The sequence below is a fragment of the Methylobacterium durans genome (genome assembly GCF_003173715.1).
In the GTDB taxonomy this organism is placed as follows: domain Bacteria; phylum Pseudomonadota; class Alphaproteobacteria; order Rhizobiales; family Beijerinckiaceae; genus Methylobacterium; species Methylobacterium durans.
This window is the reverse complement of record NZ_CP029550.1, coordinates 615375-636987: the sequence shown is the minus strand read 5'-3', so window position 1 is coordinate 636987 and position 21613 is coordinate 615375. Positions and strand designations below refer to the sequence as shown.

The 21613-nt window shown below is 67.8% G+C and carries 20 protein-coding genes, 2 tRNA genes and 1 pseudogene; 13 read left to right on the top strand and 10 right to left on the bottom strand.

Going from position 1 to position 21613, the window contains the following annotated elements; genetic code table 11:
* Nucleotides 1–934: 934 nt before the first annotated feature.
* Nucleotides 935–1009: transfer RNA gene (locus DK389_RS02965), tRNA-Gly, on the bottom strand.
* 199 nt (nucleotides 1010–1208) lie between these two features.
* On the opposite strand from DK389_RS02965, the gene DK389_RS02960 reads away from it, so the two are divergent.
* From DK389_RS02960 to DK389_RS02950, 3 genes are all read left to right on the top strand, one after another.
* Nucleotides 1209–1883: a Maf-like protein gene (locus tag DK389_RS02960; RefSeq protein WP_109887373.1), complete on the top strand. Its 675-nt coding sequence runs from the start codon at nucleotides 1209–1211 to the stop codon at nucleotides 1881–1883.
* Entirely contained in the window at nucleotides 1865–2065 is a 201-nt protein-coding gene (locus DK389_RS02955) for a DNA gyrase inhibitor YacG (RefSeq protein WP_109887372.1), read from the top strand. Before DK389_RS02960 ends, DK389_RS02955 begins: the two co-directional genes overlap by 19 nt.
* Nucleotides 2066–2180: 115 nt before the next feature.
* Nucleotides 2181–2256, top strand: a tRNA-Phe gene (locus DK389_RS02950).
* A 129-nt stretch (nucleotides 2257–2385) separates the two neighbouring features.
* On the opposite strand, the gene DK389_RS02945 is transcribed toward DK389_RS02950, so the two are convergent.
* The 5 genes and pseudogenes from DK389_RS02945 to DK389_RS02925 all read right to left on the bottom strand — a co-directional run bounded on the left by DK389_RS02945 (nucleotide 2386) and on the right by DK389_RS02925 (nucleotide 6389).
* Nucleotides 2386–2949, bottom strand: coding sequence for a hemerythrin domain-containing protein (locus DK389_RS02945; protein ID WP_109887371.1), 564 nt, complete (start codon nucleotides 2947–2949; stop codon nucleotides 2386–2388).
* Between the two features lie 143 nt (nucleotides 2950–3092).
* Nucleotides 3093–3677, bottom strand: coding sequence for an NAD(P)H-dependent oxidoreductase (locus tag DK389_RS02940; protein ID WP_109887370.1), 585 nt, complete (start codon nucleotides 3675–3677; stop codon nucleotides 3093–3095).
* Between the two features lie 27 nt (nucleotides 3678–3704).
* A pseudogene (locus DK389_RS02935) lies at nucleotides 3705–4978 on the bottom strand (lytic murein transglycosylase).
* 200 nt (nucleotides 4979–5178) lie between these two features.
* Nucleotides 5179–5481 (bottom strand): hypothetical protein, encoded by a 303-nt coding sequence (locus tag DK389_RS02930; protein ID WP_109887369.1) that lies wholly within the window; start codon nucleotides 5479–5481, stop codon nucleotides 5179–5181.
* Nucleotides 5482–5636: 155 nt separating this feature from the next.
* Entirely contained in the window at nucleotides 5637–6389 is a 753-nt protein-coding gene (locus DK389_RS02925; RefSeq protein WP_109887368.1) for a class I SAM-dependent methyltransferase, read from the bottom strand.
* Nucleotides 6390–6528: 139 nt separating this feature from the next.
* On the opposite strand from DK389_RS02925, the gene DK389_RS02920 reads away from it, so the two are divergent.
* Both DK389_RS02920 and DK389_RS02915 read left to right on the top strand, forming a co-directional pair.
* Entirely contained in the window at nucleotides 6529–7134 is a 606-nt protein-coding gene (locus DK389_RS02920; protein WP_109887367.1) for a sulfite oxidase-like oxidoreductase, read from the top strand.
* The gene (locus DK389_RS02915; protein ID WP_236960555.1) at nucleotides 7127–7846 is read left to right on the top strand and encodes an FAD-binding oxidoreductase; all 720 of its coding nucleotides are present in this window, start codon (nucleotides 7127–7129) and stop codon (nucleotides 7844–7846) included. Before DK389_RS02920 ends, DK389_RS02915 begins: the two co-directional genes overlap by 8 nt.
* A 24-nt stretch (nucleotides 7847–7870) precedes the next feature.
* Here the strand turns inward: DK389_RS02915 and DK389_RS02910 are convergent, their stop codons facing one another.
* Complete coding sequence (locus DK389_RS02910; RefSeq protein WP_109887365.1) at nucleotides 7871–8959, bottom strand: calcium:cation antiporter; 1089 nt, start codon at nucleotides 8957–8959, stop codon at nucleotides 7871–7873.
* A gap of 287 nt (nucleotides 8960–9246) precedes the next feature.
* On the opposite strand from DK389_RS02910, the gene DK389_RS02905 reads away from it, so the two are divergent.
* On the top strand, nucleotides 9247–10959 hold the full coding sequence (locus tag DK389_RS02905; protein ID WP_109887364.1) for a DEAD/DEAH box helicase: 1713 nt from the start codon (nucleotides 9247–9249) through the stop codon (nucleotides 10957–10959).
* 21 nt (nucleotides 10960–10980) lie between these two features.
* Here DK389_RS02905 and DK389_RS02900 read toward each other — a convergent pair whose 3' ends face one another.
* Nucleotides 10981–11490, bottom strand: a complete 510-nt coding sequence (locus DK389_RS02900; protein WP_109887363.1) for a ferritin-like domain-containing protein — start codon at nucleotides 11488–11490, stop codon at nucleotides 10981–10983.
* A gap of 430 nt (nucleotides 11491–11920) precedes the next feature.
* On the opposite strand from DK389_RS02900, the gene DK389_RS02895 reads away from it, so the two are divergent.
* A complete protein-coding gene (locus DK389_RS02895; RefSeq protein WP_109887362.1) occupies nucleotides 11921–12484 on the top strand; it encodes a PepSY domain-containing protein in 564 nt (187 codons plus the stop codon).
* 122 nt (nucleotides 12485–12606) lie between these two features.
* Here DK389_RS02895 and DK389_RS02890 read toward each other — a convergent pair whose 3' ends face one another.
* Nucleotides 12607–13860, bottom strand: coding sequence for an IS701 family transposase (locus DK389_RS02890; protein ID WP_109887361.1), 1254 nt, complete (start codon nucleotides 13858–13860; stop codon nucleotides 12607–12609).
* Between the two features lie 331 nt (nucleotides 13861–14191).
* Here DK389_RS02890 and DK389_RS02885 point away from each other — a divergent pair, with 331 nt between their 5' ends.
* Nucleotides 14192–14890, top strand: coding sequence for a Crp/Fnr family transcriptional regulator (locus tag DK389_RS02885; protein WP_162560457.1), 699 nt, complete (start codon nucleotides 14192–14194; stop codon nucleotides 14888–14890).
* A gap of 35 nt (nucleotides 14891–14925) precedes the next feature.
* Here the strand turns inward: DK389_RS02885 and DK389_RS02880 are convergent, their stop codons facing one another.
* Nucleotides 14926–16260 carry an MFS transporter gene (locus DK389_RS02880; protein ID WP_109887359.1) on the bottom strand — a complete coding sequence of 445 codons (1335 nt, stop codon included), beginning with the start codon at nucleotides 16258–16260 and terminating at the stop codon, nucleotides 14926–14928.
* A 303-nt stretch (nucleotides 16261–16563) separates the two neighbouring features.
* Here DK389_RS02880 and cyoA point away from each other — a divergent pair, with 303 nt between their 5' ends.
* Genes cyoA through DK389_RS02855 form a run of 5 tightly spaced genes read left to right on the top strand, consistent with a single transcriptional unit; the run spans nucleotide 16564 to nucleotide 21608 of the window.
* Nucleotides 16564–17730, top strand: coding sequence for a ubiquinol oxidase subunit II (gene cyoA / locus DK389_RS02875; protein WP_109887358.1), 1167 nt, complete (start codon nucleotides 16564–16566; stop codon nucleotides 17728–17730).
* A gap of 46 nt (nucleotides 17731–17776) precedes the next feature.
* Entirely contained in the window at nucleotides 17777–19780 is a 2004-nt protein-coding gene (cyoB, locus tag DK389_RS02870) for a cytochrome o ubiquinol oxidase subunit I (protein WP_109887357.1), read from the top strand.
* A 3-nt stretch (nucleotides 19781–19783) separates the two neighbouring features.
* Nucleotides 19784–20413, top strand: coding sequence for a cytochrome o ubiquinol oxidase subunit III (gene cyoC / locus DK389_RS02865; protein WP_109887356.1), 630 nt, complete (start codon nucleotides 19784–19786; stop codon nucleotides 20411–20413).
* Nucleotides 20410–20823 (top strand): cytochrome o ubiquinol oxidase subunit IV, encoded by a 414-nt coding sequence (gene cyoD, locus DK389_RS02860; RefSeq protein ID WP_109887355.1) that lies wholly within the window; start codon nucleotides 20410–20412, stop codon nucleotides 20821–20823. Before cyoC ends, cyoD begins: the two co-directional genes overlap by 4 nt.
* Nucleotides 20823–21608: an SURF1 family protein gene (locus DK389_RS02855; RefSeq protein WP_109887354.1), complete on the top strand. Its 786-nt coding sequence runs from the start codon at nucleotides 20823–20825 to the stop codon at nucleotides 21606–21608. Before cyoD ends, DK389_RS02855 begins: the two co-directional genes overlap by 1 nt.
* Nucleotides 21609–21613 lie beyond the last annotated feature (5 nt).

The following is a 21613-nucleotide window of genomic DNA, read 5'->3' as shown; positions in this document are numbered from 1 at the left end:
TCTTTGACGGCTCGGACCGAGTCGCGACTGCCCCGTCTCGGTCAGGTCTAACCGCCTGCCGAGCTATGTCCGTCTTTCCTGCGCCAAGTCGATCCGGGCGTGCCTGAACCCCGTTCGATGCTGCGGCTTCAGCCTTCGTGGATTGTTCAGCCGTTCGCTGCTCCTGCGCTCCGTCCACGTGGAAGGTGAGCGGCGAACGCGTTCCCTGACGGCTCGGTGACGATGCGTCTTCTGTCTTCACCGGATCGGCCCAGGGCTGATTGGCAGGCGGTGACGAGGCAAGTCTCGACCCTGGTTGGGCTGGTGGTGCGCTGGGAGCACCGCCGGTGTTCAAGCTGACGAAGGCAACAGTCGCTAAAACACCGCCAGCGAACGCAGCCCCCACCGCAAAGAGAGTCGGAGCAGGGGAGCCCATCTGCGCTCTTTCACGACGTTTGGATTTGATCCCAAGAAACCTTGGGGCGCAGCATCGGTTCCGTAGATCACCGCCAACAGGCTCTTACCTTCATCGGCAAGCTGCTGCCTTCGGGCTGGTTGTCACCCGTGAGAGCGTCGAGGGCTGCGCGTAAGCTCGCTGCCTCGAATTCCTGTCTCTGGGCAGAGGCCTGTGGCCGCCAGCAACGGATGCTCAGGGAACAAGCCTAACACCACGCATCACGCGAACTGGCCGATCGGAGCGCCAGAATCAGGTCGCGCGGTCTCGCGTCAGATCCGGAGCAGGGTCATCCTTAGTGGCGATCCTTGAACCATAGATCGTGAGCTGGTGTCAGATGGCGGCGGGTCAAAGAAGGCCCTGCGCAGCTGGGTCATGCGACCGTGATCCGCAGAGTGGAGCCCGAACATCGAAGGGGAACGGCGAGGAACACCACGGGGAACATGGGGAACATCTCGGCCGGTCGCGACACGAGAACATTAGCAGGATCAGGGAGTTAGGTGGAGCGGGCGATCGGGATCGAACCGACGACATTCAGCTTGGGAAGCTGACGTTCTACCACTGAACTACGCCCGCACGCGCGAGTGCCGCATCGGCAGCGACCGCGCGGCCACCCCGAGGGCGGCGCGGGCTGGACCATAACAGAGCCGATCGCATTGTCCACGCCCGCCTCGCGCGTCGCGGATCAAGCCTTCGCGCCGCGTTCACATCGGTGGGGCTTTCCAGTAGTGGTCGCCGGGTCGGGCGCCGCGCGGCGCGATCTCGTTGGAAAGACATGGATACCAGCCCTGCGCTCGAGGCTTCCGCTGCGACCGCTGCCGCCGGAACGGCGAAGGCGGCCCGCCTGATCCTGGCCTCCGCCTCGCCGCGCCGCCTCGCGCTGCTCCAGCAGATCGGCATTGAGCCGGACGGGCTCCTGCCTGCCGACATCGACGAGGCGCCGCGCAAATCGGAATCGCCGCGCGAACTCGCCCGGCGCCTCGCGCGGGAGAAACTCGCCGCCGCTCAGGACGCGGCCCGCCGCCGCGACGACATGCGCCATGCCTGGATCCTGTCTGCGGACACGGTGGTCGCCGTGGGGCGCCGGATCCTTCCCAAGGCGGAGATCCCCGACGAGGCCGCCGATTGCCTGCGCCTCCTTTCGGGCCGGCAACACCGGGTCTACACCGCGATCGCGCTGCTCTCGCCGAAGGACGGGCGCCGGGAACGGATCGTCGAGAGCCGGGTCCGATTCAAGCGGCTCTCCGGCCGCGAGATCCAAGCCTACCTCGCCTCCGGCGAGTGGCGCGGCAAGGCGGGCGGCTACGCGATCCAGGGCCTCGCCGGTGCTTTCGTGGTGAAGCTCGTCGGCTCCCACAGCGCCGTCGTCGGCCTGCCCTTGTACGAGACCAGCAACCTTCTGGACGGCGAGGGATTTCCAGTCCGTGAGCGATGGGGAGGGATGGCGTGAACTCCCTGCCGAAGAAGCCTGCTCCCTGTCCGATCTGCGGCCGGCCGTCGGAGGCCGCGTTCACACCCTTCTGCTCGGCGCGCTGCGCCGACATCGACCTCGGCCGCTGGCTCAGCGACCGCTACGTCATCCCGGGCGAGGACGAGGAGGAAATCGATCCGCCGCGGCGGCGCGAGGAATAGGCCCGTCGCCGCCGTGTAAAAAACCCACGCTTTCGCCGCGCGACGAGGCTGGACAGGGGCGGCGGCACTCACTATACCCCCGCTCCAGCCGGCGCCGCTCAGCGGACCGGCGGTCGCCCAGGTAGCTCAGTTGGTAGAGCATGCGACTGAAAATCGCAGTGTCGGTGGTTCGATTCCGCCCCTGGGCACCATTTTCCTGACTTTCGTCTCCCCTCGGTGGACATCTCCCGATGCGGCGTTGCGCGCCGCACCGGATGTCCCTGCGTCTCTACCTTCCGGCGCCGCAACCCGCGTTCCGGATGGGACAGGGATGGCGGGGCCTAGCGGCGGGCCCCGGCGCCGATGAGTCCGCGCTGCCAGGCCAGATAGGCGATGCCGGCTGCCGCCGCGCCGACGGCCGCGGTCAGCATCCATTCGCTCGATCCGAACGTCCCGCGGCGCTGCGCGCGCAGAGCCTTCAGCTTCGCCTGCACGAAGGCTCGCGTCGCCATCTCGATCTCCTCAGAGGAGAGCAGGGCACGGGCCGGCGGAATCAGCTCGTGCAGGTGCCGATGCAGGTGCTGATCCACTAGGAAGGTCGTGTCCTCGAACCGGTCGAGCCAGCCGGCCCGCCGCACCTTCGCCAGGACCGCGAGCTGCTGCATGAAAGTGGCATGCGCGCGTCGCAGATCCTCGACGAGGGCTGCGGTCTTCTCGTGCCGGCTGAGAGGCGCGTAGAGCGCGGGCTCCAGGGCAGCCGCATGCATCTTGAGTTCGTCGCTGAGGTTTCCGAGAAGCCGCGCCCGGTTGCGGATGAGCCGCGGATCGGTCGAGGCATAGGGAATGTCCCGAATGAGCTGCGCGATCGTCTCGTGATCGCGTCCGATGAGTTGCCAGAGGTCCATACGCAAACTCCTGAAAGTAGCGTCTCCTAACTACTGCAGCCGAAAGCTGTTCCAGTGCTGCGAGAACGGGCATGCGGAGCCGGGCGGAGAGCCGACCGGGCAACGGCGACGCGTCCGCTTCGCGCGCCGCGAATGGGATCGCCTCAGATCTTCGCGAGCTTGGCCTTGATCATCGCGATGAAGCGAAGCCGTCGCTCTGGTGGGCAGGAATCCATGCCCGTCAGAGCGAGCCAGTCGAGCCGGCAGCGCGGGGCGCAGAGCGGCCGGATCCCCTGGCGGAACACGCGCCAATCCGGCCAGCCAATCAGCCAGAGGAGCCAGCGCGGCGAACCGTAGGTCGTGACGACGACGAGTCGGCGAATGTTGGTGAGCCGGGGCTGCAGGTCCCCGGGGCCCGCGAGGTGGAAGGCGATCCCGGGCAGCCAGACCCGGTCGATCCAGCCCTTGAGCATGGCTGGCAGGCCGAACCACCAGGTCGGATAGACGAGGACGAGGGCGTCGGTCGCCTGCAACGCGGCAATATGGTCGGCGACCGCGCCTCGATCCGAATCCTCCGCGTAATAGCGGCCGCGCTCGGTCTCGGAGAGAACCGGCTCGAACCCTTCGGCGTAGAGGTCGCGCAGCGTCACGGCGTGACCCGAGTTCGTGAGAGCCTCGATCGCCGCATCGCGCAGGGCCGCGCTGAAGCTGTCCGGCCGCGGATGGCAGTAGATCAGCAGGACCTTCATGCGACGCCTCTCCGCAGCCGCTCCGCCTCAAGGCTGCGCGACGAGGCGCGCGAGCAGCGCGGCGTCGGCAAACCCGTCCGGTGTCAGGTCAGCCGAGGCCTGGAACGAGCGGATCGCGGCGCGGGTCTTCGGGCCCATCTTGCCATCGATGCCGCCGGCATCGAAGCCGCGCTCCGTCAGCTTGCCTTGGAGATCCCGGATTTCGTCCGGCGTCAGCGGCCGCTTCTGACGCGGCCAGTCCCGGGCGTAGCCGCCCAGGCCCCGAAGCCGGTCCGACAAATGGGCGACCGTCAGCGCGTAGGAGAGCGCCGTGTTGTAGCGCAGGATCATCCGGAAGTTCGGCTGGAGCAGGAAGGCCGGCCCATCGGCGCCCGCCGGCACCGCCAGGGCAGCGCGCACCTGCGTGTCCGCGAGCGTGCGCCCGTCGCCGGCGCGCAGACCGAGCTCAAGCCATTCCGAGAGCGGCCGCTCCGTGCTCTCGTCCGCGAGCCGATAGTCGAACCCTGACGGCAGCAGGACCTCGAACCCCCAGCCCTCGCCCGCGCGCCAGCCGACGTTGCGGAGATAGCTCGCCGTCGAGGCGAGGGCGTCGGGGATGGAGGCCCAGATGTCGCGCCGGCCGTCGCCGTCGAAGTCGACCGCGTGATCGCGATAGGTCATCGGCATGAACTGAGTGTGGCTCATCGCTCCGGCCCACGACCCGGTCATGCGCTCGGGGTGATGTCGCCCTTGGCGAGGATCGCGAGGGCGGCCATCAACTCGTCACGCCAGTAAGCCGCGCGCTTCGTGTCGCCACAGGCCAGCGTCGCGAGGGAGCGGATGACGGGCTTCACGATCGCCGTATCGTCGAGAACGGCCCCGTAGGTCGATTCGACGCCCCAGATCGCCACGAGGATGTGACGGTCGACGCCGTAGGCCCGCTCGATCGCATCGAGACTCGGCGCCCATTCGGCGAGCTTCGCTTGGCCGGCGGCGATGCGGGCGTCGGTGACCGTGGCCTCGATGTACTCCCAGATCGGCCGGACGAATTCGGCCTGACGGTTCGCGGCCGCGAGCACGGCCGGATCCGGCTGGAGCTTGTCGAGCTGCGCGCCGGTGAGGCCGCGGTCGATGCCGCGTGTCGCGGCGAGTGCGGCGAGGTCATCGGAACAGGCCGCGAAAGCCTCCGGTCCGGGGACGCCCGGCGAGTTGTCGGGGGAGAGGGCCTGACCGAGCGCCGGCACGGTCAACGCGAGAGAAAGGAATAGTGTGAGGTGCGCGGCACCGATCCGGGCACCCGGGCGAGCGCGCCGCGGCGCCATCATCGAAATACGCTCAATGGACCGCGTGGGACCGACGAAACTCTCGATCGTCTCGGGCAAGGGTGCGGCCTCTTGATCGATTGCGGGATCAGATCCCGCCGACTTGGCCGCTTCCCGTTGCTTCGCGCAAGGGGACCGATCGCCGGACGCTCACTCGGTTCGGGTTTCCGGCGATCGGTCGCGCCGCGATCAGCGTGCGATCACTCGCAGACGCGGACGCGGCGGAAGAAGACGTCGCCGTAGCCGTCGACGTAGCGGCGGCGCTCGAAGTGGCAGACCGGACCCTCGTCCTCGACGTAGACCGGCGGCGGGGCGCGGTAGACGGGACGGCCGGGATAATAGCCGTTCTGCGACGAGGCGATGGCGCCGCCGACCGCGAGGCCGCCGAGCACGCCGAGCGCCGCGGCACCGCCGGGGCTGATTCCGTCGCGGGCCTGAGCGGCCGGCACCGCGGCGACGGCGAGGCCAGCGGCCACAAGCGCCGTGGTGAGAAGCCTGATCATGGTTCGATCTCTCCTGTGATGCGAACGCCGGTGAGGCCCGGCCGACCGCGAAGACTGAACAGAACAGCAATGCTATTGGGGCGATAGTTCGGCACCGGATGAACGCGACCGACAAAACGTACGGCGCCAGCACCATCAACCTTGGCTGGACGAGCCTACAACCGCCCGATGCGTGCGGACAGGCGCCAGCGCACATCGCGGCGGAGCTGTGGATCGCCCCATTCGGCCGAGAGCGCGTGCCGGAATGTCTCGACGGGTTTCGTCCCGAGCGCGCGCTCGGCCGCCCGCACGGCGGACCACGTGCTGACGTAACCGAGGAGGTCGGGAAGCGCCCAGGAGACCGCGATCCAGAGGTCCGGTGCGTGGCATTCCGGGAAGGGGAACGGCAGGTTCGCGTAGCCCTCCTCGACGTGCCGGCGCTCCGGCGGCCAGTATGGGTCGAGCACGGACGCGTAAAAATCCTGAACGACGGGATTCGCGGCTCCCTCGACCTCCAGCACGCCGTAGCTGATCAGGGCGAGGACGCCGCCGGGCCGCCCGACGCGACGCACCTCTGCGTAGAAGGCGTCCAGATCGAGCCAATGGGCGGCCTGGGCCACGGTGACGAGATCGACGCTTGCTCCGGGCAAGCCGCTGCGCTCGGCCGGCGCAACCGCGTACCGCACGCCGGGATGGGGCGCCGCGTTCGCGATCTGCGCCGCGCTCGCGTCGGTCGCGACGACCTCGCGGAACCGGCCAGCGAGCAGCGTCGAGAGTTGCCCAGTTCCGCAGGCGGTATCGAGGGCGCGCTCGAGCCGATGCGTCAGACCCGCCAGATGGTCTACGAGGGCCGCCGGGTAGGTCGGCCGGTGAGCCGCGTAATCGGCGGAGCCGACCGAGAAATGATCCTTGAAGCCGGGCTCCCGCATACTCGCCGCTCCTCCGCCACGGCGGCAGCATAGGGGAGGGGAGTCCGAATGCGAGCTTGACCTCGCACCCGGTTTGCGGCTCGAACCGAACGGCGCCGGCGGCGTTCGCGCAGAGGACGTGTTTCGGAGAGAGGCTCGAATGGCCACACGCGGCTTCACAGGGCGCAGGCCGCCCGACGCGACGCGAGACCGGCTGCCGCCGGGGCAGTACCTCACCGAGGATTTCCCCGTTCTCCAGCTCGGTCCGACGCCTCGCATCGACCTCGCCACCTGGCGATTCACCCTCCGCGAGGGTGCGAAGCCCCTGAAGAGCTGGGACTGGCCCGCGTTCGAGGCCTTGCCGCGGACCCGATGGACCGGCGACATCCACTGCGTCACCAAGTGGTCGAAGTTCGACACCCTCTGGGAGGGCGTCAGCGTCGATGACCTCCTCGCGGATGCCGGCATTGCCGCGCCGACGGAATTCCTGCTGGCCGAGGGCTACGACGACTACACCACGAACGTTCCCGTGGCCGACCTGACGGGCGGCAAGGCCATGGTGGCGACGCATTACGCCGGCGCACCGATCCCGCCGGACCATGGCGGTCCGGCCCGCCTCCTCGTGCCGCATCTCTACTTCTGGAAGAGCGCTAAGTGGTTGAACGGCCTACGCTTCACCAGGAAAGATGAAGCCGGGTTCTGGGAACTCCTCGGCTATCACATGTACGGCGATCCGTGGCTGGAGCAGCGCTTCACCGGTGACTGAGCGGGAGAAGCTGCGCTGGCAGGAGGCGGAGATCGTCGCTGTCGAGGCGATCACCGAGCGGGTGAAGAGCTTCCGCTTCCGGGTGGATTTCGCCGGCCGATTCCGCCCCGGCCAGCACGTGGACGTGCGGCTGACGGCGCCCGACGGCTATCAGGCCCAGCGCAGCTACTCGATCGCCTCGGCACCCGACGCCTCCGGGACCATCGAGCTGATGATCGAGCGACTGGACGAGGGGGAGGTCTCCGGCTTCTTCGCGAGCGTGGCCGAAATCGGCGACCGGATCGAATTGCGCGGGCCGATCGGCGGTTCTTTCGTCTGGGACGAGAGCGAGGGCGGCCCGCTCCTCCTCGTCGGCGGCGGGTCGGGGGTCGTGCCGCTTCTCGCGATGCTGCGGCACAGGTCGGTCGCGGCGCCGCAGATCCCGGCACTCCTCGTCTACTCGGCTCGCAACCGCGCGGAGGTGATCGTGCGCGACGAGCTCGAGGCCAGCGCCCGCGACGATTCCGGCTTCTCGCTGATGCTCGTCCTGACGCGGGAGGCGGCCGGACGCCGCATCGACCGCACCCGGATCGATGCGGCCCTGGGGCAGATCGGAACGCCGGCGCACGCCTTCGTCTGCGGCAGCAACCCGTTCGTGTCGGCGGCTTCGAACCTCCTGCTCGATGCCGGCGTCGCGCCCGCCTCGATCCGCACAGAGCGCTTCGGCGGGTAGGCGGTCGCGATCAGGGGTGCACCCTCACGGGCTGAAGATCAGCACGAGGTAGACGAAGAACACGATCAGGTGCACCGCACCCTCCAGCACCGTGGTGCGCAGGCCTGAGAAGGTCAGCGTGCTCAGGATCAGCGTGATGGTGAGGAGGGTCATCTCCGTCGGCTTCAGGCCCAGCACGACGGTCTGGCCTGTCAGCAGGCCGACCGCCAGGATCGCCGGTACCGTGAGCCCGATCGTCGAGGTCGCGGCGCCGAGGCAGAGGTTGATCGCGCGTTGAAGCTCGTTGCGGGCCACCGCCTTGAGGGCCGATATCGCCTCCGGCGTGAACACGATGGCGGCGATCAGCACGCCGCCGAGCGCGGAGGGCGCGCCGAGCGCGGCGATACCGTGATCGAGGATCGCGGCGAGGCTCTTCGAGAGCAGGACGATCGGCAGGATGTTGGCGAGGAGAAGGAACGTGTGGCGCAGGATCGGGCCGGCGCCCGGCCGCTCGGTCGCCTCCGTCTCCTTCCGCGCGGCCGCATCCATGAAGAAGTCGCGGTGCCGCCCGGTCTGGATCAGCAGGAAGACGGCGTAGAGGGCGACGGTGAAAACCGAGAAGGTGATCGCCTGGAAACGCGTCAGGGTGCCGTCCGTGGTCGAGGTCGTGAAGTTCGGGATGATGAGCGCGATCGTGCTGAGCGGAATCAGCACCGCGAGGAAAGCGGACGCCCCCTGGAGGTTGTAGGTTTGCTGGTGGTGGCGCAGGCCGCCGATGAGGAGGCCGAGCCCGACCACGCCGTTGAGCACGATCATCAGGACGGCGAACATGGTGTCGCGCCCGAGCGTCGGCGCATCCTTGGCCGACAGCATCACCGCCGAGACGAGGGCCACCTCGATGATCACGATCGAGAGCGTCAGGATCAGCGTGCCGAGCGGCTCGCCCAGCATCTCGGCGAGTTCCTCCGCCTCGTGCACCACGCCGAAGGCCGACCAGACGATGGCGCCGAGGAGCCACAGGAACAGCCCCGTGGCCCAGAGCGGCGAGCCGAGATCGCCGAGCCAGTCCTTGCCGAACCACGCGAAGGCGCCGACCGTCGCCCAGGCCACCGCCAACCGCAAGATTCCACCCATCAGCCCGTCCGTCTTCCAAGTTTTGAGTCCGTCCGTATCGTGACGGCCTGCGCCTTCTGCCATCGGGACGCCCGAGGCGACAGGTGCGGCCCTGAGAAAATCTGCGCCGGCGCAGACCGCTCACGAAAGCGTGCTTGTGCGTTGCAACCGGCCCATGCAGCACCGACTCTGGCGCGCGGGGCCCACTGCAGGTAGAAGCGCGGGTTCCGCAACCGATTCGAGACCGGCCCTCCGCCCCGCTCCGCGCTCTGCGCCGGACGGGCGCCGCCGATGCTGAAAGTTCGACCTTGCCTTTCCCGACCCTGCCCGCCCCGATCGCGCGGGCGCTCACCGAGCGCGCCTACGACGAGCCGACGCCTGTCCAGGCCGCCGTCCTGGAGGCCGAGGCGGGCGGCCGCGATCTCCTCGTCTCCGCGCAGACCGGCTCCGGCAAGACGGTGGCCTACGGGCTCGCGATCGCCGGCACGCTGCTCGGCGAGGCGGAGAGCCTTCCGCCGCCCGCGGCCCCGCTTGCCCTCGTGATCGCCCCGACGCGCGAACTGGCGCTCCAGGTCCACCGCGAATTGTCTTGGCTCTACGCTGCGGCCGGCGCGCGCGTCGTTGCCTGCGTCGGCGGCATGGATCCGCGCCGGGAGAGCCGCTTCCTGATGGAGGGCGCGCACATCGTGGTCGGGACGCCGGGCCGCCTGCGCGATCACATCGAGCGCCGCAACCTCGTCACCGACGCCCTGCGGGCGGTCGTCCTCGACGAGGCGGACGAGATGCTCGATCTCGGCTTTCGCGACGATCTTGAGTTCATCCTCTCGGCCACGCCCGGCGAGCGCCGCACGCTCCTGTTCTCCGCGACGATGCCGAAGGCCATCGCGACCCTGGCCGAGCGCTACCAGCGGGACGCCCTGCGGATCGCCGTGAAGGGCCAGGAGCAGGGCCACGCCGATATCACCTACCGCGCCATCCGCGTGGTGCCCCGCGAGATCGAGCACGTGGTGCTGAATGTCCTGCGCGAGGCCGACGCCCCGACCGCGATCGTGTTCTGCAACACCCGCAACGCCGTGCGCCATCTCCAGGCGGTGCTGACCGAACGCGGGTTCTCGGTCGTCGCCCTCTCCGGCGAACTCGGCCAGGGCGAGCGTAACGCTGCGCTCCAGGCGCTCCGCGACGGGCGGGCGCGGGTCTGCGTGGCGACCGACGTCGCCGCGCGCGGCATCGACCTGCCGACGCTGAGCCTCGTCATCCACGCCGATCTGCCCCACGACGCGGAGGTCCTGCAGCACCGGAGCGGCCGGACCGGGCGTGCCGGGCGCAAGGGCACCAGCGTGCTCCTCGTGCCGAATTCCCGCCGGCGCCGCGCCGAGCAGATGCTCGCCATCGCCAAGATCGCCCCCGAGTGGAGCGGACCGCCCACGGCGGACGAAGTCCGGCGCCTCGACGGCGAGCGGATGCTCTCGGACCCGCTGTTCACGGACGCGCCGATGGAAGAGGATTTGGCTTTGGCCGAGCAGCTTCTGGCGCAGATCGAGCCGAAGGACCTCGCCGCCGCGCTCGCCCGGGTCTACCGCTCGCGTCTGCCGGCACCCGAGGACGTCACGGATCCGGGCGAGGTTCCGGGCCGGCGCGGCTCGTCGAACCCGCGCTTCGACCCGATGGATGCCGAGCGCATCGCCGCGATGGGACCGGCCGTCTGGTTCCGGCTGAACCTCGGACGACGGGACAATGCCGATCCGCGCCGGCTGCTTCCGCTCCTGACCCGGCGCGGCGGTGTCGACCGCCAGGAGATCGGCGCGATCCGCATCTTCGAGCGCGAGACGAAGTTCGAGGTTCGTGGGGGCGCCGCCTCCCGCTTCGCGGCGACCTTCGCCCGCAACGGCTCGCCCGAAATTCAGGTGGTGGCGCTGGCGGGCGATGCCTCGCCCGTCGACAGGCCGGGTCCGAAGGGCTTCAAGAGCCCCCGTGCCGGAAAGCACGCGCGCGTCGTGGGAAAGAAGTCGCGGACGTCCTGACCGGCCCGTGGCTGCGACGATCTACCGGTCCGCCTTCTCGCCGGCGCTGGTGAGTGCGACGTAGCGGCGGGTCGTCGGCCCGACGAGATCCCGCACCTTGCGCGCCATCGCCTCTTCCTCTTGCAGCGATTGCTGGAACCCGGTGACGCTCCCGCGCTGGCCAGCCACCTCGCAGATCGTCAGCAAGGACTCGTAGGCCGCGATCTCGAAATTCTCGAAGGCGTGATTGGCGTAGGTGTTCTTCAAGATCTCGTCCTGGGCCGGCGTGTGGCCGAGCGCCATCATGTTTCCGACGAAGCCGAGGATGCCTTCCTTGATGGTGGACGGGCTGTCGCCGACAGCCTGAAGGGCCTCCTCAAGGCGCGCGCGCTGACCGTGCGTCTCCTCGATGTGGCGGCGTAGGGCCTCCTCCATCTCGGGATAGCGCTGCAGGCGCTCGACCTGCCGCTCCATGATCTGCAGAGCCTGCATCTCCAGAGCGTGGGTGTTCTTCAGTGCCGTGACGTAGATGTCGCGCGTATCCGAAGCCATGTGAGGTGTCCTCTCTGGTGATCGTCGATTTCCAAGTCGCAAAGCCTCGACTTCATCCGAAGTTCCGCCGTGCGTGTGCTCAAAAAATCGTGCCCATAGCTTGCCGCATCGGAATTGATCCAGGTTAATACAATTCTGTCGCACGGCTTACTCGGAACATCTTCACATATTCGGTTCTCAAGACGAGCCGCTGTGGCTGATCGGCGAGCCCGGGGATCTTCCACTCCGTCGGAAGCGCGTCAAAGCGCTCGGCCCCCCACGCGCATCGGACCGAAGACGACGTAGCGAGAGAGCGCCAGAACCGGGCCCGGAGGGCGCTTCGACGGCCTGCGATCCGGCGCGGTGGCCGCGCGGCGATGCGCGGGCAACCAAGCGGAGCGGCCGAACGTTGCTGACGTCCGAAAACGAATCCTCGAAAAGGACACCCGCCATGCTCACCCGTCTTGCCACCGCCGCCGGCCTCCTGGCGCTCACGACGAGCCTCGCCGTCGCGCAGGCGCCCGCGGCCACGAATCCGCCGGCCAATCAGGCCAGCAGCGACATGAAGGAGTTCCAGATCGCCAAGCTGGCGAAGGTCAGCCTCGCCGACGCGCTGACCAAGGCCGAGAGCCAGGGCGACAAGGGCCGCGCGATCGACGCCGATTTCGAGAAGGCCGACGGCAAGAACCCCGCGCATTATAGCATCAAGGTGGTGTATCCCGACGGCAAGCTCGTCGAGTACGGGATCAATGCCGACACGGGCGACGTCTACAAGAGCGAGAACCAGCCGATCGAGCGGTATTTCACCCGCCTCAAGACAGCTGACTTCCAGAACGCCAAGACCTCTCTGAAGGACGCGATCGCGATCGCCGAGCGCAAAGCCGGCGGCGGCAAGGCCTACGAGGCTGAGGTCGAGCGCGACGGCAACGCGGTGCAGTACGAAATCTCCGTCGCACTCGCGGATCGCTCGCAGGAGGTGAAGGTTGGGCCGGACGGAAAGGTCGTCGGCGACTGAGCCTCACCTGCGCCATCCCTTCCGCCTAGCATTACAGTTGCAGTTTCGTTCTGAGGTGCGCCTGTCGGGCGGCAGCTTGGTGGGCGCGCCGCCAGGCTGACCAAGCGAGCACGAGCGCGGGCTCAATGCGCCGCTGCGCCAGCCGCATCGCCACGCGCCGGATCTCCTGGATGGACCACGGTACCTGCGAGCTTGGCGATGAGCGGCGTTTTTGGGGGCGCTCCGTTGGCCAGCCGGCGCACCCGCGCCAACATCGCAAAAGCCAGCATCACCAAGCTGACGTGCCGGTGCCAGCCGTGCCACGAACGGCTCTCGTTGTGGGCCAGCCCGAGCTCCGTCTTGGCCGTCTCGAACGCGTCCTCGATCGCCCAGCGCCGCCCCTCCACAGCCACCAGCGTCTGCACCGGCGTGCCGGCCGGGCACCAAGTGGTGAAGTAGGAGAAGCTCCCGTCCGACAGGCTGCGCCGCACGAGCAGGCCGCGCGTCCACACGCTCTGATCAAGAGCGGCGTCGAGCGCATCCGCCGGCAGCGTGGCCAGCGGCAGGTAGGCCCAGTCGAACAGGCGCGGTCCCTTCGTGCCAGATCCGGCCGAGAGCCGGATCCAGTCTGTCTCGGAGAGATCCTTGGCGATCTCCTCGGCGGTGCCCGCAACGTCGAGGTTTTGGTCCCAGGACCAGAACCGATGCTGACCCGTGACACCGAGCACGTAGCCCTTGTACGCACGGCGCAGCGCCAGCTCGATCTCGCCAACCCCGTAGATGCTGTCAGCCGCAACCCAGGCAAACGGCACCTCTGCCTTTATTGCCCGCTCGATCATGGCCAGCGCCAGCTGCGGCTTGGTGGCAAAGGTGATGGCCTCGGGCACATGCGCCGCCCGCCTTCGAGCCGGGTCTCCGGCCCAGGCTTTGGGCAGGTACAGCTGACGATCGATGAAGGCGTGGCCCTGATCCGAGACGTAGGCGGCAAACACCCCGATCTGGCAGTTGGTGATCTTGCCAGCTGAGCCCGTGTACTGCCGGCCCACACCGCACGAGGCTCTGCCCTGCTTCAGGAAGCCGGTTTCGTCGATCACCACCACCGCGTCGGGAGAGCCGAGCGTCTCGAGGACGTAGTCGCGCACCACATCCCGCAGCGCCTCCGCGTCCCAGTGCGTGCGACCGAGGACAGCCTGCTGGCGCCAGGGGCCTGGATCACCAGCAGCTTCAGCGCGCATCCAGCCGGTCTTGCGCCGCTCACCCCCGAGTAGGCCATCGAGGAAGGCGTTGGCGGAGGCGGCGACGCTCGGGGCGGCAAACAGCGGGCGGATGCGCTGCTTGGCCTGCCGCAGTGTCGTCGACCAGAGCTCCAGCGTCGATTCGAGCGAGGTTGAGGACATCGCGCTCTCCCATCCGAAACCACTCAGATAGGAGCCTCACCCTGCAACTGTAATGCTAGAGCCGGTCTGGTCGGCGAGGAGGCTCGGGCGCACGAATTTCACAACCGACGATAGCGATGCCCGCAGGCCGGCATCGCTATCGGAGATCCTCGGCCGGGGTCCATTCGTCTGCCGGCGTCGATCCCGTTCCGAAACAATTGCCCAGGCGTACCACCTACGGTGGCGGGCCCGTTGATCACATCGCCGACGCTAAGCTATGCTGTTCGCCGAGGCAGCGTGCGGTCAGGTGTTGAGCAATCCCTTCATTCGGAAGCTGGAGCATGCGGGCCCTTTGTCGGAGGACGAACGGCAGGCCCTCTCGGCATTGACGCAGGACGCGCGGACTCTGGCGGCACGTCACGACATCGTCCCCGACCAGGATGCGGAGCGCATCTATCTTCTGATGAGCGGGGTCGCCTGCCGCTACAAGACCCTGGTGGATGGGACCCGCCGCATCGTGTCCTTCGTCCTTCCCGGCGACCTCTGCCGGATCCCGCCCACGAACCGTCACGGGCTCGAGTGGCGCATCGGCATTCTCACCCGCTGCTCCGTGGTCGAGGTTTCCCGCGCCGCGCTGCACGATCTGATCAACCGGCATCCCAGCCTCAACCGCGCCCTCTGGTGGCTCGCGCTGGCCGAATTGAATCGCTCGCGCGAGTGGCTGGTAAACGATAGCCGGCCGGGGATGCAGCGGCTTGCCCACCTCCTGTGCGAGGTGCTCGCCTGCCTGCAGGCGGTGGGCCTCGCCGACGAGAACAGCTGCGAACTCGCGCTGTCGCAGGTGGATCTGGCGGACGCGCTCGGGATCTCGCACGTCCACATCAACCGCATCCTTCAGGCGTTGCGCAAGCAGGACCTCATCGTCTGGCAGCGGCACCGCCTCGTCATCCCGGACGTGCCGCGGATACACGATTTCGCCGACTTCGATCCGACCTATCTCGACCTCGACGGCCTATCGACCTGCCCGGATCCGGTGCCTGCGGGAGACTGAGCGCGCCCGCGGGCGAAGTTCCTCAGGGCGCCGCCTCAGGCGGCGCGTGCCTTCAGCTTGTTGACGCCGAGCGCGACGAGTGTCGCGACGGCGCCGGACAGCAGGTAGAGTCCAACGCAGGCGAGCCCGTACCGGCTCGACAGGCTGAGCACCACGAGCGGCGCGAAGCCGGCACCGACCACCCAGGCGAGATCGGAGCTCAGCGCCGAGCCCGTGTAGCGGTAGCGGGCGCCGAAGTTCGAGGACACGGCGCCGGCCGTCTGCCCGTAGGACAGGCCGAGGAGCCCGAAGCCGACGACCACGTAGACGGTCTGCCCGGCCATGCTGTCGCCGAACAGGAGCGGCGCGAGGATCGAGCCGACCGCGAAGAGCGCGATCAGTCCGGCGCAGATGGCGAGCATGGTACGCCGCCCGATCTGATCCGCCATCAGGCCTGAGGCCAGGATCGCGCCGGCCGCCATGGTGGCGCCGGCGAACTGCACCATCAGAAACTCGCCCGCGGAGCGCTGCGTGAACAGCGTGATCCAGCTGATCGGGAAGATCGTGACGAGGTGGAAGAGCGCGAAGCTCGCCAGAGGCACGAAGGCGGCGATGAGAACGTGGCGCCAGTGCACCCGGAGAAGTTCGAGCACCGGCACGGGCTCCAGTTCACGGGTCTGGAGGAGATTGACGAACTCGTCCGTGGCGACGAGGCGCAGGCGCGCGAAGAGCGCGACGACGTTCACCGCGAAGGCGACGTAAAACGGGTAGCGCCAGCCCCAGTCGAGGAAGTCCTCGGGCGTCAGGTTGGCGAGGAAGAACGAGAACAGGGCGCTCGCGAGCATGAATCCGAGCGGCGCGCCGAGCTGCGGCATCGCCGCGTACCAGCCGCGGCGGCCCTCCGGCGCGTTCAGGGCGAGCAGGGAGGCGAGGCCGTCCCAGGCGCCGCCGAGGGCGAGGCCCTGGCCGATGCGGAAGGCCGCCAGCAGGACGATCGCCGTCACGCCCAAGTGGTCGTAGCCCGGCAGGAAGCTGATCGCCGCGGTCGAGAAGCCGAGCAGGAACAGCGCGATCGTCAGCTTCACGCCGCGACCGTGGCGCCGGTCGATCTCCATGAAGAGCACTGAGCCGATCGGGCGGGCGACGAAGGCGAGCGCGAAGATGCCGAAGGCGTAGAGCGTCGCCGTCAGCGGATCGGCGAAGGGGAAGAACACCTTCGGGAAGACCAGCACCGAGGCGATGCCGAACACGAAAAAATCGAAGAACTCCGAGGTTCGGCCGATGATGACGCCCATGGCGATCTCGCTCGGCTCGACCTTATGGTCGGTCGAGGCGAGGTGGGCGTCGCGCTCGAGCGCGTCGGAGGTGGGCGCAGCGGAATCTGAGCTCATCGTCGGAAGGTCGCTCTCTGAAGCGACGGAAACGGGCCGCCGTTTCCGGAAACGGGAATGATGGCGCGACCGCGCGCACCGGGTACGGCGGCGCAGCGACGCGCCTAGATGCACGCGGAACGCACCGGGTCCATATCCGGGCTGTTCAACCCTGCCATGCCCGCGGCGCCCGCAGGTGAGACATCCGGGCACTTGCCTTAGCCACATGCTGCAGCGCAGTAAAGCCGCGCGATTCCCGGGGCGTCTTCGCAGGCGCCGCATCCGGGTGCCTGCGCCGCTCCGGCCCCTCATCGACTCGATCTGATGCGTCCAAGATTGCTCCGCGCCCTCGCGCTGGTCCCCCTGCTCGGCCTGCTCGCCGGCTGCAACATGGTCGTGATGCAGCCCTCGGGCGACATCGCCGCCCGCCAGCGCGACCTCGTGATCGCCTCGACCGGGCTGATGCTCCTGATCATCCTGCCGGTGATCGCCCTGACGCTGTTCTTCGCGTGGCGCTACCGGGCCTCGAACACGCAGGCCAAATACGATCCGGACTGGCACCACTCGACGCAGCTCGAGGTGGTGATCTGGGCAGCGCCGCTCGTGATCATCATTGCCCTCGGTGCGCTCACCTGGATCAGCACCCACACCCTCGATCCGTTCCGGCCGCTCTCGCGCATCGACGCCTCGCGGCCGCTGCCGGCGGACGTGAAGCCCATGCCGGTCGAGGTCGTTTCCCTCGATTGGAAGTGGCTGTTCTTCTATCCCGAGCAGGGCATCGCCACCGTCAACGAACTCGCCGCGCCCGTCGACCGGCCGATCACGTTCAAGATCACCTCGGCCTCGATCATGAACTCCTTCTACATCCCGGCGCTCGCCGGCCAGATCTACTCGATGGCCGGCATGGAGACGAAGCTGCACGCCGTGATCAACAAGGTTGGGATCTATGACGGCTTTTCCGCGAACTACAGCGGCTCCGGCTTCTCGCGGATGAACTTCAAGTTCCACGGGCTCGATCAGGCCGGCTTCGACGCCTGGGTCGCCAAGGCGAAGCAGGAGGGCACGAAGCTGACCCGCGACGCCTACCTGAAGCTCGAGAAGCCGAGCGAGCAGGAGCCCGTCCGTTACTTCGGCTCCTACGAGGATGGCCTCTACAGCGCGATCCTCAACATGTGCGCCGTGCCGGGCAAGATGTGCATGAGCGAGATGATGCACATCGACGCGACGGGAGGCGCCGGCAAGGAGAGCCACCACAATCGCGAGCGCCTGGAATACGACAACCGCCACGCCGCGCAGGGCGAGGAAGGCGAATCCGCGACGTTTCCCGCCTCCGGCCGCCCCGCCAAGGGCGACGAGCAGCCGCAGGGCATAAAGCCGGACGCCCACGGCCCTGCCGTGAAGGGCCGCGGCGAGGCGCCCGATGGCCCGCACGACCATTCCGGGCCCGGCCACCAGCACGGCACGCCGGCCCCCGCGCAACTGAACCATTGAGCCGGCGCCTCAACGGCCGCCGCACCCCGCCAACGAGCGAAGAGCCATGTTCTCGAACCTGGACCTGCAGAAGCTGATCTTCGGGCGCCTGACGCTCGAAGCGATCCCCTACCATGAGCCGATCCTGCTCGTGACCTTCATCGGCGTCGTCCTCGGCGGCGTCGCGGTGCTCGGCGCGATCACCTACTTCCGGTTCTGGGGCACCCTCTGGCGCGACTGGATCACGAGCGTCGATCACAAGAAGATCGGCATCATGTACGTCATCCTGGCGCTCGTCATGCTGCTCCGGGGCTTTGCCGACGCGCTGATGATGCGCGCCCAGCAGGCGATCTCCTTCGGCGCCAACGAGGGCTACCTGCCGCCCCACCATTATGATCAGATCTTCACCGCCCACGGCGTGATCATGATCTTCTTTTTCGCCATGCCGCTGGTGACGGGGTTGATGAACTTCGTCGTGCCGCTGCAGATCGGCGCCCGCGACGTCGCTTTCCCATTCCTCAACAATTTCAGCTTCTGGATGACGGTGAGCGGCGCCCTCACCGTGATGGCCTCGCTGTTCGTCGGCGAGTTCGCCCGCACCGGCTGGCTCGCCTACCCGCCGCTCTCCGGCCCCGCCGCGAGTCCCGGCGTCGGCGTCGACTATTACATCTGGGCCCTCCAGATCGCCGGGATCGGGACGCTTCTATCCGGCATCAACCTCATCGCCACCATCGTGAAGATGCGGGCGCCCGGCATGACGATGATGAAGATGCCGGTCTTCACCTGGACGGCGCTCTGCACCAACGTGCTCATCGTCGCCGCCTTCCCGATCCTGACCGCCGTTCTCGCGCTGCTGTCGCTCGACCGCTACGTCGGCACGCACTTCTTCTCGAACGACCTCGGCGGCAATCCGATGATGTACATCAACCTCATCTGGATCTGGGGCCACCCGGAGGTCTACATCCTCATCCTGCCGGCGTTCGGCATCTTCTCGGAGGTCGTCTCGACCTATTCGGGCAAGCGGCTCTTCGGCTACGCCTCGATGGTCTACGCCACCGTCGTCATCACGATCCTGTCCTACCTCGTCTGGCTGCACCACTTCTTCACGATGGGGTCCGGCGCATCGGTGAACTCGTTCTTCGGGATCACGACGATGATCATCTCGATCCCGACAGGTGCGAAGATCTTCAACTGGCTGTTCACGATGTACCGCGGGCGCATCCGCTTCGAGGTGCCGATGCTGTGGACGGTCGGCTTCATGGTCACCTTCGTCATCGGCGGCATGACCGGGGTGCTTCTCGCCGTGCCGCCCGCCGACTTCGTGCTCCACAACTCGCTGTTCCTGATCGCGCATTTCCACAACGTGATCATTGGCGGCGTGGTGTTCGGCCTGCTGGCGGGCATCACCTACTGGTTCCCGAAGGCCTTCGGCTACAAGCTCGATCCGTTCTGGGGGAAGGTCTCGTTCTGGTTCTGGCTGAGCGGCTTCTGGTTCGCCTTCATGCCCCTCTACATCCTGGGCCTGATGGGCGTGACGCGCCGCCTCCAGCACTTCGACGACCCGTCCCTGCAGATCTGGTTCGTGATCGCGGCCTTCGGCGCCTTCCTGATCCTGCTCGGCATCCTCTCGTTCGGCGTCCAGCTCGTCGTCAGCTACGTCCGGCGTGAGGAGCTGCGCGACCTGACCGGCGACCCGTGGAACGGCCGGACCCTCGAATGGTCGACCTCGTCGCCGCCGCCCGAGTACAACTTCGCCTTCACGCCCGTGATCCATGAGCTCGACGCGTGGTCGGACATGAAGAAGCGCGGCTACGACCGTCCGCTGAAGGGTTTCCGCCCGATCCACATGCCGAAGAACACCGGCACGGGCTTCATTCTCGGCGTGCTCAGCATCGCCTTCTCCTTCGCGATGATCTGGTACATCTGGTGGCTCGCGGGGCTGACCTTCGTGGCGATGTTCCTCGTCACCGTGATCCACACGTTCAACTACAACCGCGACTTCTACATCCCGGCCGAGGCGGTCGTCCGGGCCGAGGATGCGCGCTCCGCGCTTCTCTCCGGACGGGCCTGAACCATGGCGACGCTAGCATCGAAGACGAAGGACCTCGTCGAGGCCCCGTCCTTCCACCTCGAGGAGGACCACCATCCGGAAGGCAGCACCATGCTGGGCTTCTGGATCTACCTGATGAGCGACTGTCTCATCTTCGCGGTCCTGTTCGCCACCTACGCCGTGCTCGGCCGCAATTACGCGGCCGGCCCGGCCCCGAAGGACCTGTTCGAGCTGCCGCTGGTGGCGCTCAACACCTCGATGCTGCTCCTCTCGTCGATCACCTACGGCTTCGCCATGCTGGAGATGCAGCGGGACCGGCAGGCGGCGACGCTCGGCTGGCTCGCGGTCACCGGCCTGTTCGGCCTCGCCTTCGTCGGGATCGAGCTCTACGAGTTCGCCCACCTGATCCACGAGGGGGCCACGCCCCAGCGCAGCGGCTTCCTGTCGGCCTTCTTCACCCTCGTCGGCACCCACGGCCTGCACGTGAGCCTCGGCATCGTCTGGCTCGTCGTCCTGATGGTGCAGGTCCGCCAACGCGGGCTGATCGCCGAGAACCAGCGCCGGCTCCTCTGCCTGTCGATGTTCTGGCACTTCCTCGACGTGGTCTGGATCGGCGTCTTCACCTTCGTCTACCTGATGGGAGTGCTGCAATGAGCGCCGCCACGGACACGCACCACGCCGCGCACGAGGCCGGCCACGGGCACGCCACGGGCGGCCATCACGCCACCTTCCGCGGCTACATGACCGGCTTTGTTCTCTCGGTCATTCTCACGGCGATCCCGTTCTGGCTGGTGATGGCCGACGTCCTCGGCGACAACCGGACGACCAGCCTCGTGATCATGGTCTTCGCGGTCGTGCAGATCGTCGTTCACATGATCTACTTCCTTCACATGGACACCAAGTCGGAGGGCGGCTGGAATTTCCTGGCGCTGATCTTCACCCTCACGCTCGTCGTGATCACGCTGATCGGCTCGCTCTGGGTGATGTACCATCTCAACACGAACATGATGCCGATGTCGGGCCACGACATGCAGCAGCACATGCCGGCCACCCCCTTGCGCTGATGGGGGACGGGCCGGTCGGCGGGGACGATCGGGGGCCTCCGGACGCTCCCGAAGCCTCTCCGCGCCATTCCCGCGGCGTCCTCGCCGCGATCCTCGTCGGCGCGACCCTCGCCTTCACGCTCCTCGCCGGGCTCGGAACCTGGCAGCTGCATCGGCGCGGCTGGAAGCTCGACCTCATCGCCCATGTCGATGCGCGCCTTCGCGCGCCGCCGACGCCGCCGCCGCCGCGCTCCGACTGGCCGCAGATCGGGACGGAGGACGCCTATCGGCGCCTGCGCGTGGCCGGCACCTTCCTGCACGATCGCGAAACGCTGGTTCAGGCCGTGACGGAGGCCGGCGCCGGCGCCTGGGTGATGACGCCCCTCCGGAAGGCCGACGGCGGCGTCGTCCTGATCAATCGCGGCTTCGTTCCGGACGCGCGCCGGGATCCGGCCCGCCGCCGGGAAGGCCAGGTCCCCGGCGAGACCATCGTGACGGGCCTCCTGCGTCTCAGCGAGCCCGGCGGCGCATTCCTGCGCTCGAACGATCCGGCTGCGGGCCGATGGTTCTCGCGGGACGTCCCCGCCATCGCGGCCGCAAGTGGGCTCACGGACGCGGCTCCCTACTTCATCGATGCGGATGCTGCTCCGAATCCCGGCGGACTGCCGGTGGGTGGCTTGACTGTCGTCGCCTTCCGCAACGACCACCTTGTCTACGCGATCACGTGGTACGCCCTCGCGCTCATGGTCGCGGGCGCGACCATCCATCTCCTCCGCTATGCGTCGCGACGACCGACCGACCCCTGATCGCA

What these genes read in the sequence shown, in the direction of transcription:
- DK389_RS02855 (WP_109887354.1), top strand. Translation starts at nt 20,823, where the DNA reads ATGGGGGACGGGCCGGTCGGCGGGGACGATCGGGGGCCTCCGGACGCT.
- cyoC (WP_109887356.1), top strand. Translation starts at nt 19,784, where the DNA reads ATGGCGACGCTAGCATCGAAGACGAAGGACCTCGTCGAGGCCCCGTCC.
- DK389_RS02925 (WP_109887368.1), bottom strand. Translation starts at nt 6,389, where the DNA reads ATGCGGGAGCCCGGCTTCAAGGATCATTTCTCGGTCGGCTCCGCCGAT.
- DK389_RS02880 (WP_109887359.1), bottom strand. Translation starts at nt 16,260, where the DNA reads ATGAGCTCAGATTCCGCTGCGCCCACCTCCGACGCGCTCGAGCGCGAC.
- DK389_RS02960 (WP_109887373.1), top strand. Translation starts at nt 1,209, where the DNA reads ATGGATACCAGCCCTGCGCTCGAGGCTTCCGCTGCGACCGCTGCCGCC.
- cyoA (WP_109887358.1), top strand. Translation starts at nt 16,564, where the DNA reads ATGCGTCCAAGATTGCTCCGCGCCCTCGCGCTGGTCCCCCTGCTCGGC.
- DK389_RS02930 (WP_109887369.1), bottom strand. Translation starts at nt 5,481, where the DNA reads ATGATCAGGCTTCTCACCACGGCGCTTGTGGCCGCTGGCCTCGCCGTC.
- DK389_RS02920 (WP_109887367.1), top strand. Translation starts at nt 6,529, where the DNA reads ATGGCCACACGCGGCTTCACAGGGCGCAGGCCGCCCGACGCGACGCGA.
- DK389_RS02955 (WP_109887372.1), top strand. Translation starts at nt 1,865, where the DNA reads ATGGGGAGGGATGGCGTGAACTCCCTGCCGAAGAAGCCTGCTCCCTGT.
- DK389_RS02940 (WP_109887370.1), bottom strand. Translation starts at nt 3,677, where the DNA reads ATGAAGGTCCTGCTGATCTACTGCCATCCGCGGCCGGACAGCTTCAGC.
- DK389_RS02910 (WP_109887365.1), bottom strand. Translation starts at nt 8,959, where the DNA reads ATGGGTGGAATCTTGCGGTTGGCGGTGGCCTGGGCGACGGTCGGCGCC.
- DK389_RS02945 (WP_109887371.1), bottom strand. Translation starts at nt 2,949, where the DNA reads ATGGACCTCTGGCAACTCATCGGACGCGATCACGAGACGATCGCGCAG.
- cyoB (WP_109887357.1), top strand. Translation starts at nt 17,777, where the DNA reads ATGTTCTCGAACCTGGACCTGCAGAAGCTGATCTTCGGGCGCCTGACG.
- DK389_RS02900 (WP_109887363.1), bottom strand. Translation starts at nt 11,490, where the DNA reads ATGGCTTCGGATACGCGCGACATCTACGTCACGGCACTGAAGAACACC.
- DK389_RS02890 (WP_109887361.1), bottom strand. Translation starts at nt 13,860, where the DNA reads ATGTCCTCAACCTCGCTCGAATCGACGCTGGAGCTCTGGTCGACGACA.
- DK389_RS02895 (WP_109887362.1), top strand. Translation starts at nt 11,921, where the DNA reads ATGCTCACCCGTCTTGCCACCGCCGCCGGCCTCCTGGCGCTCACGACG.
- cyoD (WP_109887355.1), top strand. Translation starts at nt 20,410, where the DNA reads ATGAGCGCCGCCACGGACACGCACCACGCCGCGCACGAGGCCGGCCAC.